Origin of the sequence: Kitasatospora sp. NPDC051170 (genome assembly GCF_044455705.1) — a bacterium.
Taxonomy (GTDB): Bacteria; Actinomycetota; Actinomycetes; order Streptomycetales; family Streptomycetaceae; genus Kitasatospora.
Genome location: NZ_JBITFA010000003.1, coordinates 285,129 through 296,683, shown reverse-complemented (window position 1 = coordinate 296,683; position 11,555 = coordinate 285,129). Strand labels below are relative to the sequence as shown.

At 74.3% G+C, this 11,555-nt stretch carries 10 protein-coding genes; 7 read left to right on the top strand and 3 right to left on the bottom strand.

Annotated elements, in window-relative coordinates; translation table 11 throughout:
* Window positions 1-231 precede the first annotated feature (231 nt).
* The 3 genes from ACIBCA_RS08370 to ACIBCA_RS08360 all read left to right on the top strand — a co-directional run bounded on the left by ACIBCA_RS08370 (window position 232) and on the right by ACIBCA_RS08360 (window position 2,323).
* Window positions 232-576 (top strand): DUF742 domain-containing protein, encoded by a 345-nt coding sequence (locus ACIBCA_RS08370; protein WP_396282397.1) that lies wholly within the window; start codon window positions 232-234, stop codon window positions 574-576.
* Window positions 557-1,192, top strand: coding sequence for a GTP-binding protein (locus ACIBCA_RS08365; RefSeq protein WP_396282057.1), 636 nt, complete (start codon window positions 557-559; stop codon window positions 1,190-1,192). Before ACIBCA_RS08370 ends, ACIBCA_RS08365 begins: the two co-directional genes overlap by 20 nt.
* Before the next feature lie 144 nt (window positions 1,193-1,336).
* Window positions 1,337-2,323 carry a hypothetical protein gene (locus tag ACIBCA_RS08360; protein WP_396282056.1) on the top strand — a complete coding sequence of 329 codons (987 nt, stop codon included), beginning with the start codon at window positions 1,337-1,339 and terminating at the stop codon, window positions 2,321-2,323.
* An 89-nt stretch (window positions 2,324-2,412) separates the two neighbouring features.
* Here the strand turns inward: ACIBCA_RS08360 and ACIBCA_RS08355 are convergent, their stop codons facing one another.
* The gene (locus ACIBCA_RS08355) at window positions 2,413-3,840 is read right to left on the bottom strand and encodes a cation:dicarboxylate symporter family transporter (protein ID WP_396282055.1); all 1,428 of its coding nucleotides are present in this window, start codon (window positions 3,838-3,840) and stop codon (window positions 2,413-2,415) included.
* 156 nt (window positions 3,841-3,996) lie between these two features.
* Between ACIBCA_RS08355 and ACIBCA_RS08350 the strand changes: the two genes are divergently transcribed.
* From ACIBCA_RS08350 to ACIBCA_RS08335, 4 genes are all read left to right on the top strand, one after another.
* Window positions 3,997-5,688, top strand: a complete 1,692-nt coding sequence (locus tag ACIBCA_RS08350) for an ATP-binding protein (RefSeq protein ID WP_396282054.1) — start codon at window positions 3,997-3,999, stop codon at window positions 5,686-5,688.
* Entirely contained in the window at window positions 5,685-6,395 is a 711-nt protein-coding gene (locus ACIBCA_RS08345; RefSeq protein WP_396282053.1) for a response regulator, read from the top strand. Before ACIBCA_RS08350 ends, ACIBCA_RS08345 begins: the two co-directional genes overlap by 4 nt.
* Window positions 6,396-6,570: 175 nt before the next feature.
* On the top strand, window positions 6,571-7,944 hold the full coding sequence (locus tag ACIBCA_RS08340; protein WP_396282052.1) for a diaminobutyrate--2-oxoglutarate transaminase: 1,374 nt from the start codon (window positions 6,571-6,573) through the stop codon (window positions 7,942-7,944).
* Window positions 7,941-9,470, top strand: a complete 1,530-nt coding sequence (locus ACIBCA_RS08335) for a pyridoxal phosphate-dependent decarboxylase family protein (RefSeq protein ID WP_396282051.1) — start codon at window positions 7,941-7,943, stop codon at window positions 9,468-9,470. Before ACIBCA_RS08340 ends, ACIBCA_RS08335 begins: the two co-directional genes overlap by 4 nt.
* 69 nt (window positions 9,471-9,539) lie before the next feature.
* Here the strand turns inward: ACIBCA_RS08335 and ACIBCA_RS08330 are convergent, their stop codons facing one another.
* Window positions 9,540-10,337 (bottom strand): inositol monophosphatase family protein, encoded by a 798-nt coding sequence (locus ACIBCA_RS08330; RefSeq protein ID WP_396282396.1) that lies wholly within the window; start codon window positions 10,335-10,337, stop codon window positions 9,540-9,542.
* 176 nt (window positions 10,338-10,513) lie between these two features.
* Window positions 10,514-11,524 (bottom strand): ABC transporter substrate-binding protein, encoded by a 1,011-nt coding sequence (locus ACIBCA_RS08325; protein ID WP_396282050.1) that lies wholly within the window; start codon window positions 11,522-11,524, stop codon window positions 10,514-10,516.
* Between the last annotated feature and the right edge of the window lie 31 nt (window positions 11,525-11,555).

Sequence of the window (11,555 nt, the reverse complement as noted above, 5' to 3'; positions counted from 1 at the left end):
CGTCCGTACGAGCGGCGTCCGTACGAGCAGGACCCGTTCGGGCAAGGCCCCTACGAGCAGGTCCCGTTAGGGCCGGGCCCGTTCGAGCGAGGCCCGTTCGAGCGAGGCCCGTTCGAGCGGGGCCCGGACCGGCAGCGCCCGGGCGCTCCCCCGGGCCCGCCGGGCGCCGAGCCGCGCAACCCCCTCGCCGCCGCCCACCGCGCCCGCTGGTACGACGAGGAGGCAGGGCCCCTGGTGCGCCCGTACGCGATGACCGGCGGGCGCACCGGCGAGGGGCAGCGCTTCGACCTGATCGCCCTGGTCCTCACCGACCAGCCCGACCCCCTGCTCGCCCCGGCCGTCGCCGAGCCCGTGGCCGGTCCGGAACAGGCCCGCATCCTCGACCTGTGCCGCGGCACCCCGCTGTCCGTGGCCGAACTCGCCGCCGACCTCGACCTGCCGGTGGGCGTGGTGCGGGTGCTCCTCGGCGACCTGCTGGCGGCCGGGCTGATCCGGGTCACCCGCCCCGTCCCGCCCGCCCTGCTCCCCGACGAGCGCATCCTCCAGGAGGTCGTCCATGGACTCCGCGCACTCTGACCGCCACCCCGTTCCGGACGGGGACGACGACCCCGACACCGCCGTCCTCGCCCTCAAGATCCTCGTCGCGGGCGGCTTCGGCGTCGGCAAGACGACGCTGGTCGGCGCCGTCAGCGAGATCCGCCCGCTGCGCACCGAGGAGCGCCTGACCGAGGCCGGGCGCGAGGTGGACGACCTGGACGGGGTGGAGCGCAAGACCACCACCACGGTCGCGATGGACTTCGGCCGCATCACCATCCGCGAGGGCCTGTCCGTCTACCTCTTCGGCACCCCGGGCCAGGACCGCTTCTGGTTCCTCTGGGACGAACTGGCGCAGGGCGCCCTGGGCGCCGTCGTGCTCGCCGACACCCGCCGGCTGACGGACTGCTTCCCCGCCGTCGACTTCTTCGAGCACCGGGGCATCCCGTTCGTCGTCGCGGTGAACCGTTTCGCCGGAACCCGGGAGTACGGCCCCGAGGACGTGGCCCGCGCCCTCGACCTGGACCCCGGCACCCCCGTCCTGCTGTGCGACGCCCGCCGCCGCGCCTCGGGCAAGGAGGTGCTGATCAACCTGGTCGAACACGCGGGCCGGGTCCACGCGGCCCGCCTGCTCGCCGACGCCCAGGCGGTGGGCTGAGCACGCGGCGGCGCGAGAAAAGGCGCGGGAAAGGCGTGGGAAGGGCGCAGGAAGGGCGTGGGAAAGGCGTGGGAGCGGCCTTCGACGCACCGAGCCCGGCGGCAAGCCCGGGGATGCGACTCCTCGGCCCGTACATTGAAAATCGTGATCACGGACGAGGACCACCGCCTGCGCGCCCTGGCCGACGACGGCCGCTGGCCCGAGCTGCTGGCCGCCTACCGGCAGGGGCGCGCGGTCGCCGCCGAGCGGGCGGGGGAGGCGACGGCGGCGGGGCTGGCGGCGCCGCTCGGGCATCTGATCGCGTACTCGGCGCCGCCCGAGGTGGCGGCCCGGCTGTTCGATCCGGACGGGGGCCCGGGCGCCGCCGCCGGGGTCGGGGACCATGACGCCGGGCCGCTGTGGGAGGTCCTGGCGACGCGGCACTCCTGGCTGCGGCTGGCCCCGCTGCTGGGCCCCGCGCCGGTGCGGCGGCTGGTCGCGCACACCCGGGTGCTGCTGGGCGAGGACCTCTCGTACGGCGGGTCCGGGGGCGGGCCCGAGCCCGGGGCGGACGGGGTGCCACTGCGGCTGGAGCCCTGGGAGGCGGCCGGGTGGGAGGAGGGCGCGCGGGTGCGGGAGTACCTGCCCTGCGGCGGGGCGCGCAGCGCGCTGCTGACCCTGCCGGCCGACCGGGAGGGCTTGGTCGCGGTCGAACTGCCCGAGCCCGTCGAGCGGTTGGGCGGGCAGCGGGCCCACCGGGCGACGGTCGCGGCGGCGGCGCTGGCCGCGCTGGCGCCCTGGGCGGAGACGGTCTGCGTACGGGGTCCGGCCCCGCTGGCGGCGGCCCGGCTGGCCCGGCGCCGCAGGGTCACCGGGGGGTACCTGCCGTTCGCGCTGGTCTATCCGGCGCTGGTGCAGGCGGCCGCGGGCGGGCGCGAGCGCGGTTCGGCGCACGGGCGGCTGGCGGTGTGGCGGGCGCTGGCCGCGATGGCGGGGCGGCCGGGCGGCGGGCCGGAGGTGGCCGCGCTGGTGGCGAGGATGCGCTGCTTCACCTGGCAGGAGCCGGCGGCGGGCCTGCGCCACCTGCACATCGCCCTGGAGGATCCGGCGAGCGGGGTGGCCTGGGGGATCAGCGGCTCCGAGGAGCTCTGAGCTCCGGGGGAAAGGAGAACCCCTCGGTCCGCCGGGGGAATCCGGACCGAGGGGAGCTGGGGGGAGCGGGGAGTGGGGGCGGCGCGGGATCAGACGGCCACCGGGGCGGCGGCGGGCGCCTTGTCGTCCCGCGGGCCGTTCTGCCGGCTGTCCTGCCGGCCGTCCCGCGTGTCGTCCTGCGACTCGTCCGTCCCGTGGTCGCCGTCGACGAGCGTGCGCTCGTCGAACGGCAGGCCGCCCGCCAGCACCAGCGCGGCGCGCTCGGCGTCCAGTTCGCCCGTCCAGCGGCCGATCAGCACGGTGGCGACGGCGTTGCCCGCGAAGTTGGTGAGCGCCCGGGCCTCGGACATGAAGCGGTCGATGCCGACGATCAGCCCGACGCCGTCCACCAGGGCGGGCTTGTGCGACTGGAGTCCGCCCGCGAGGGTGGCCAGTCCGGCGCCGGTGACCCCGGCCGCGCCCTTGCTGGCGATCACCATGAAGACCAGCAGCGACAGCTGCTCGCCCAGCCCCATCGGCTTGTCCAGCGCCTCGGAGATGAAGATCGAGGACATCGTCAGGTAGATCGCGGTGCCGTCGAGGTTGAAGCTGTAGCCGGTCGGCACGGTGATGCCGACGACGGGGCGGCTGACGCCCAGGTGCTCCATCTTGGCGATCAGCCTGGGCAGGGCGCTCTCCGAGGAGGAGGTGGACAGGATCAGCAGGAACTCCCGGCCCAGGTACCGGAGCAGGGTGAACACGTTGATCCCGGCGACCAGGCGCAGCAGCGCGCCCAGCACCACGACGACGAACAGCGCGCAGGTCAGGTAGAAGCCGATCATGATCACGGCGAGGCTCTTGAGCGCGGCGGTGCCGGTGGCCCCGACGACGGCGGCCATCGCGCCGAAGGCGCCGACCGGTGCGACCCACATGATCATCGACATGATCCGGAAGACCAGCTTCTGCACGTGCTCGATGCCGCGCAGCACGGGCGCGCCGGACCGGCCCATCGCCTGGAGGGCGAAGCCGACCAGCAGCGCGACCAGCAGGGTCTGCAGCACCTTGCCCTCGGTGAGGGAGGAGAGCAGGCTGGTGGGGATCATCCCGAGCAGGAAGTCCGCGGTGGACTGGGCGCCGCCGGCCGCCGCTTGGGCGTGGCCGGACTTGGCGAGCGCGGCGGTCAGGTGCAGGCCCCCGCCGGGTTCGAGCAGGTTGCCGACGAGCAGGCCGATGGCGAGCGCGACGGTGGACATCACCAGGAAGTAGCCGAGGGCGAGGCCGCCGACCCGGCCGACCTTGGCGGCCTTGGTGACCGAGCCGATGCCCAGCACGATGGTGCAGAAGATGACCGGGCTGATCATCATCTTGATCAGATTGACGAAGCCCGTGCCGACCGGCTTCAGCTCCACGGCGAAGTCCGGCGCGGCGAGGCCGACCACCACACCCGCGATCACGGCGGCGATCACGGCGAGGTAGAGGTAGTGGGTGCGGTCCTTGCGTCTGGGCGCGCCCACCGGGGCGGCTTCGGCGTTCGTCATCTGCGGCTCCCTTGCCGTGCAGTCCTGGCGGCCCTTGGGTGGGGAGGGCCGATCCGACTATGCGGCGCACGGGTGACGCAGGTCACGTTTGTGTTCATAGAGTTCGCGCATGACGGCCACGACGGGGCGCGCACCCGGTGGTGCACACTGGCAGGCATGTCCGAGCGCCCCGCCCCCACCGCCCCGCGCCGCCGGCCGCGCCCGTCGCGCCGGCCGGTCCGCAGCCTGGCCGGGCAGCTGTTCGTGGTGCAGGTGGTCATCGTCGCCGCCGTGGTGGCCGGGGGCGCGGTGCTCGCCTACCTGTTCACCGCCGACCGCACCGAGGGCGCCGCCCGTCGCGAGGTGACCGCCGTCGCGCACGCCGTCGCCGACTCGCCGACCGTACGCGAGTCCGTCACCGGGGCGGACCCGACCGCCGTGCTCCAGCCGTACGTCGAGCAGGTGCGCAGCGACAGCGGCGTCTCCTTCATCACCGTCATGGACACCGCCGGGGTCCGCTGGACCCACCCCCGGCCCGAGGAGATCGGCCGCCGCTACCTCGGCCACATCGACCGGGCGCTCGCGGGCGAGACCAGCAGCGAGACGTACACCGGCACCCTCGGCCCGTCCGTGCGGGTGGTCACCCCGGTGCTCGACGGGCAGCGTCACGTGATCGCGCTGGTCAGCGTCGGCATCACGCTCGACTCCATCTCCGCGCAGCTCAGCGGCCCCCTGCTGGCCCTGGTCGGCGTCGCGGTGGGCGCGCTCGCGCTCGGCGGGCTCGGCACCTACCTCGCCAACTCCCGTCTGCGGCGCCACACCCACGGCATGGGCCCGGACGAACTCAGCCACCTGTACGAGTACCACCAGGCCACCCTGCACTCCGTCCGCGAGGGCCTCGTCCTGCTCGACCGCGACCACGCCGTGGTGCTCTGCAACGACGCCGCCCGCGAACTGCTCGGCCTCGAAGGCGAGTTGAACGGACGCCCGCTGGAGGACCTGGGCCTGCCCGAGGCGCTGACGGCGGCCGTGCTCGGCGCCGGGCCCGTACGGGACGAGGTGCACCTGACCGCCGAGCGGGTCGTGGTGCTCAACACCTCCACCATCGGCACGGGCCTCGGCCGCGTCGTCACCCTGCGCGACCACACCGAACTCCAGTCCCTCAGCGGCGAACTGGACTCCGTACGCGGCTTCACCGAGGCCCTCGGCGCCCAGGCGCACGAGGCCGCCAACCGGCTGCACGCCGTCGTCTCCCTGATCGAACTCGGCCGCCACGAACAGGCGGTGGAGTTCGCCACCGCCGAACTCGCGCTCGCCCAGCAGCTCACCGACCGCGTCGTCGCGGCCGTCGCCGAACCGGTGCTGGCCGCGCTGCTGCTCGGAAAGGCGGCCCAAGCCGCCGAGCGCGGCGTCGAGTTGACCCTCACCGAGGACAGCCGCATCGACGACGGGGTGCTGCCGCCCGGGCTCAGCGCCCGCGACCTCATCACCGTGCTCGGCAACCTGATCGACAACGCGGTGGACGCCGCCATCGCCGGCGCCGCCCACAGCCCGCAGGCGCCCGAGGTCACCGTCACCGCGCGCATCGATTCCGCGCGTGTCGATTCCGGGGGCGTCGATTCCACCCGTGGCGACGTTGGGGGCGACTGCCTGCTGCTGCGCGTCGCCGACACCGGCGCCGGCATCGACCCCGCCGCCGTGAGCGACGTCTTCCGCCGAGGCTGGAGCACCAAGCAGGACGGCCGCGGGCACGGCCTCGGCCTCGCCCTCGTCGCCCAGGCCGCCCGCCGCAACGGCGGCACCGTCGAGGTCGGCCGCGAGCGCGGCGCGGTGCTCACCGTCCGGCTGCCGCTGGGGGCTTCGACGTGAGCGCGGACCCGGGCATCTCCGTCCTGGTCGTCGAGGACGACCCGGTGGCCGCCGCCGCGCACACCCTCTACGTGGAGCGCGAACCCGGCTTCCACGCCGCGGGCACGGTGCACAGCTGCGCCGACGCGCTGCGCTTCCTGGAACGCGCCCGCGCCGCCGGCCGGCCCGTCGACCTCACCCTGCTCGACCTCTACCTCCCCGACGGCCACGGGCTGCAACTGTGCCGCACGCTGCGCACCGCCGGGCACACCACCGACGTCATCGCCGTGACCTCGGCCCGCGACCTCGCCATGGTCCGCCAGGCCGTCTCCGCCGGGGTCGTCCAGTACCTGCTGAAACCGTTCAGCGCCGCCGCCCTGCACGACCGGCTGGAGCGCTACGCCCGCTACCGCGCCAGCCTCGGGCGCACCGGCGAGGCCATAGGACAGGACGAGGTCGACCAGGCGCTCGCGCTGCTGCGCACCTCCGAGCGCAGCACCCTGCCCAAGGGGCTGAGCGCCCCCACCCTGGAGAGCGTGGCGGCCGTGCTGCGCGAGGCGGAGACGGGCCTGTCGGCCGCCGCCGCGGGCGCCGCCGCCGGGGTCTCCCGGATCACCGCGCGCCGGTACCTGGAGCACCTGGTGGACACCGGACGGGCGGTGCGCGAGCCGCAGTACGGCAGCGTCGGGCGGCCGGAGCTGTGCTACCGCTGGACGGGCCGGGCCTGACGCCCGGACGCGGGTCGCGCCAGGCCGTGTCCTTTCGGGCCGGTGCTCGTTGGGAGACGTGGGGCGTGATGCGGCGATGGTTCACTCGCGCGGGTGGTTCTGCGGCCCCCGGTGCATCCGGGCAGGTCAAGGGCAGTAAAGTTAGGCTTACCTAACTTTCATTTGGGGGTCCGCCATGCCGCTCGCCGCCGTACCCGCCCAGGCCGCCTCCGAGGGGATCCTGCGCCGCCAGCGCGTGCGCGAGTCCGCCGCCCGCACGTACGCCCGCTCCTTCCCGATCGTCCCCGTCCGCGCCCACGGCATGACCGTCGAGGGCGCCGACGGACGGCGCTACCTCGACTGCCTCTCCGGCGCCGGCACCCTCGCCCTCGGCCACAACCACCCCGTGGTGCTGGAGGCGATCCGCCGCACCCTCGACAGCGGAGCCCCCCTCCACCTCCTCGACCTCGCCACCGCCGAGAAGGACGACTTCACCGGCGCCCTCTTCGAGAGCCTGCCCCCCGCCTTCGCCGCCGACGCGAAGGTGCACTTCTGCGGCCCCGCCGGGACGGACGCGGTCGAGGCCGCGCTCAAGCTCATGCAGACCGCCACCGGCCGCTCCGGCGCCCTCGCCTTCACCGGCGCCTACCACGGCATGACCGCCGGAGCCCTCGCCCTCACCGGCAACGTCGCCGTCAAGGAGCCGCTGCCCGGCGGGCGGGACGTCGTACGCCTGCCCTACCCGTACGGCTACCGCTGCCCGTTCGGAGTCGGCGGCGAGACCGGGGCCGAACTCTCCGCCACCTACGTCGAGCGGCTGCTCGACGACCCCTCCGGCGGTGTGGTCACCCCCGCCGCGATGGTCCTGGAGGCCGTGCAGGGCGAGGGCGGCGTCGTCCCCGCGCCGGACGACTGGCTGCGCGCCATGCGCCGCGTCACCGCCGAGCGCGGCATCCCGCTGATCGTCGACGAGGTCCAGACCGGCGTCGGGCGCACCGGCGCCATGTGGGCCGTCGAGCACAGCGGCATCGTCCCCGATGCGATGGTGCTCTCCAAGGCCATCGGCGGCAGCCTGCCGCTCGCCGTCGTCGTCTACCGCGAGGACTACGACGGCTGGCGCCCCGGCGCCCACACCGGCACCTTCCGTGGCAACACCCTCGCCATGGCAGCCGGGGCCGCCACCCTGCGCTACGTCGCCGCGCACTCCCTCGCCGACCGGGCCGCCCTGGTCGGCGCCCGCATGATCGATCAACTGCGATCCCTGGCCGGTGAGTTGCCCGTCATCGGGGACGTGCGCGGACGCGGACTGATGATCGGCGTCGAACTCGTCGACCCCGCCGCCGAAGCCGACGCCTGCGGAGCGCGGCCCGCCGACCCGGCGCTGGCCGTGCGGGTGCGCGAAGCCTGCCTGGCGCGCGGACTGATCGTCGAACTCGGCGGGCGGCACGACGCCGTGTTGCGGCTGCTGCCCCCGCTCACCATCACCGACGAGCAGGCCCGGGCGGTCCTCGACCGGCTCGCCGACGCCATCGCGGCGGCCTCCCTCGGGACGGCCGGAGAAGCGCGGTGACTGGCGACCGGCCCGAACTGCCTGAACTTCCGGGCGAGGGCGGCCCGTTGGACGCCCTCGCCGGAGGAGCGGGCGGGCCGGCCGCGCTCGCCCCGCTGCTCGCCACCGTCCTCGACGCGCTGGAGGCCGGCATCGCCCTGCGCTCCGGGCCGCTGCCCGCCGGCAGCCCCGCCGAGATCTCCGCACTCGTCGCCGACGCGCTCTCCGACACCGGTGTGGGTGTCGGCAGGGGCGGGCGCGGCGTGCTCGCCCGGCTCACCGAACTCCTCGCCTACGGCGCCGCCGACCCGGCAGACCCCGCCTGCGCCGCCCACCTGCACTGCCCGCCGCTGGCCGTCGCCGCCGCCGCCGACCTCGCCGTCAGCGCCCTCAACCCCTCCCAGGACTCCTGGGACCAGGCCCCCGCCGCCACCGCCCTCGAGACCGCGCTCCTCGCCGAACTCGCCGAACTCGTCGGCTACGACCCCGCTCGCTCCGCAGGCGTCCTCACCTCCGGCGGCACCGAGTCCAACCTGATGGGGCTGATGCTCGCGCGGGACCAGAAACTCGACGGCATCGTCGAACTGGACGGCATCCCGGCGGGCGTGCGGCCCTGCATCCTCGCCTCCGAGGCCGCCCACTTCTCCGTCCAGCGCTCCGCCGCCCTGCTCGGGCTCGGCGAGCGCGCCGTCGTCTCCGTCCCCGTAGACGCCGAACTGCGCATGCCCGAGCACGAGTTGGAACGCGCCCTGGCCGAGGCCAGCTGGGCCGGGCGCACCCCGATCGCCGTCGTCGCCACCGCCGGGACCACCGACACCGGCGCCGTCGACCCGCTGCACGCCGCCGCCGAACTCGCCGGGCGCTACGGTGCCTGGCTGCACGTCGACGCCGCGTACGGGGGCGGGGCGCTGCTCTCCGATCGGCTCGCGCCGCTGCTCGACGGCATCGCCCGCGCCGACTCCGTCTCTCTCGACTGGCACAAACTCGGCTGGCAGCCGGCCGCCGCCGGAGTCTTCCTCGTCCGGCGCGCCGAGACCTACGTCTCCCTCGCGCGGCGGGCCGAGTACCTCAACCCCGCCGACGACGAACAGGCCGGCTACCCCAGCCTGCTGGGCCGCTCGCTGCGCACCACCCGGCGGGCCGACGCCTTCAAACTCGCCGTCACCCTGCGGACCCTGGGGCGCGACGGGCTCGGGCGGCTGGTCGACGCCTGCCACGACCTCGCGCTCGCCGCCGCCGAGGCCGTTCGCGCCGAGCCGCTGCTCGAACTGCACGCCGAGCCGGTGCTCACCGCGCTGCTCTTCCGCTACCGGCCGCCGGGGCTGGGGGAGGAGGAGACCGACGAACTCAACGGGCGGCTGCGGCGGTTGCTGCTGCGCTCGGGGCGGGCGGTGGTCGGGCGCACCGAACTGCCGGGGGAGGGGCCGGGGCGGGTACGGCTCAAGCTGACGCTGCTCAACCCGCACACGACGGTGGGCGAGGTGGGGGCGCTGCTGCGGGAGGTGGTGGGGGCGGGGCACAGGGTCGCGGGGGAACGGGCGGGCTGATCCCCGTCGAGTTGATCCCGTCGAGCTGATCCCGTTGACCCGATCCCGTCGAGCTGATTCCGTTCGGTGTCAGCCGGCCATCAGGACGGCGCGGGTGAGCTCCCAGGTGGCCGGGTCAGCGGCGACCAGGAGTCCGTCCTCGCAGCCGGGCGCCTCGGGGCGGTACGGCGTGCCGTCCAGGCGGGCGGAGACGCCGCCGGCCTCGGTGACCAGCAGGGAGCCGGGGGCGTGGTCCCAGGGGAGGGTGCGCCAGTAGAAGATGAAGTCGAACCGGCCGTTCGCGACCTCCGGGTACTCGATGCCGGCGGCGCTGAGGCCGGGGTCGATCGTGCCGAACGCCTCGCAGTTGGCCTCCAGGCGGCGGCGGAGCTCCGGGGCGAAGAAACGGCTCTTGATGACGCCGGTGAGCTTGGCCGCGTCGGCCGGTGCGGCCGGACGGGTGAGGCGCTCGCCGTCGCGCCAGGCGCCGGAGCCGAGTTCGGCGGTGTACGAGGTCGCGGTCTCCGGCTGCCAGATCCAGGAGGCGACGGTGCGGCCGGAGCGGACCAGCGAGCACATCACGGCGTACTCGGGGCGGCCGGCGACGAAGTTGGCCGTACCGTCCACCGGGTCGACCAGCCAGACGGCGGGCTCGGAGCGCAGGGCGTCGGTGAGGGAGGGGTCGGCGGCCACGGCCTCCTCGCCGACCACCGGGACGGGCAGCAGCTCGCGCAGCCGCCGGGAGATGATCGCCTCGGCCTCCCGGTCCGCGACCGTCACCAGCTCGCCGGGCGCCTTCTCCATCACCTCGCCCGCCGCCAGCGCGCGGAAGCGCGGCTCCACGACCTCGGCCGACGTCTCGGCGAGTATCTCCGCCACCTTGTCCATCAGCACGTTCGTGCTCCCTTCACCGGGTACCACTGTCCCACGAGCGGGCGGAGGGGGAGTGGGCGGAGGGATAACAGATGTCAGCGAACAGATGATGAAGTCTGTTCGCTGACATCTGTTATCCGAAATGTGAACGCTGTCCGCTGAATGTTGTTCGCTGTCCGCCGTTACCCCGACTACTTCGGCGCGTCCACGCCCGCCGCCTTGGCGATGTCCACGAGCATCGCGTCCGCAGCCTGCACACCGATGCCCGACATCCAGGTCTCGTCCGGCACGGTGAACACCTTGCCGCCCTTGACGGCGTTCAGGCCCTGCCAGACGGCCGTCTGCTGGACCTCGCTCTCCTTGGTCTTGGACGGGTCGTCCGCCGAGGTCACGAACAGCAGGTCCGCGTCGGCCTGGCCGATCTGCTCGGCCGAGATCTCGATGATGTTCTTGTCCACGTCCTGCGAGGCCGGGCGGCCCAGGCCCACGTCCTTGAGCACCACGCCGCTGTAGGAGGACTTGCCGTACACCCGGGTCGGCCCGGCCACGAAGCGGACCACCGAGGCCGTCGGCATCGTCCCGTGGTTCTTCGCCTTGATCGCCTCGCCCAGCTTCTTCGCCCGCGCCTCGTACTCGGCCAGCGCGCCCTTCGCCTCGTCCTCCTTGCCGAGCGCCTGGGCGTACAGCGCGAGGTTCTCCTTCCACGGGAACCCGGTGGTCTCCGCCAGGACGGTCGGCGCGATCGCGTTCAGCTGGTCGTACACCTTGGCGTGGCGGACCTTGGAGGACAGGATCAGATCGGGCTTGAGGGAGGCGATCAACTCCAGGTTCGGCTCGTTCATCGGGCCGACGTCCTTGGTGCCCTCGACCTTGTCCTTGAGGTAGGCCGGGAACCCGCCGTTGGTCTTCATGTGCGGGGACACCGCGCCGACAGGCTTGATGCCCAGCAGCGTGACGTCGTCCAGCTCGCCGCTGTCCAGCACCACGACCCGCTTGGGCTGCGTCTTGAGCTCGGCCGTCCCGGCGGCGTGCTTGACGCTGCGCGGGAATCCGGCGGCGGAGCCGGGTGAGGCCGCGGCGGCGGAGGAGCCCCCGGACTTGGCGTCACCGCCGCTGCCGCAGGCGGCGAGCAGCGTGGTCGACAGGGCGACGGCGAGGACGGCGACGGGCAGTCGGCGGTGCAGACGGCTCGGAAGGTTCATGGGGGGTTCCTTGTTTCGGGGCGAACAGGGA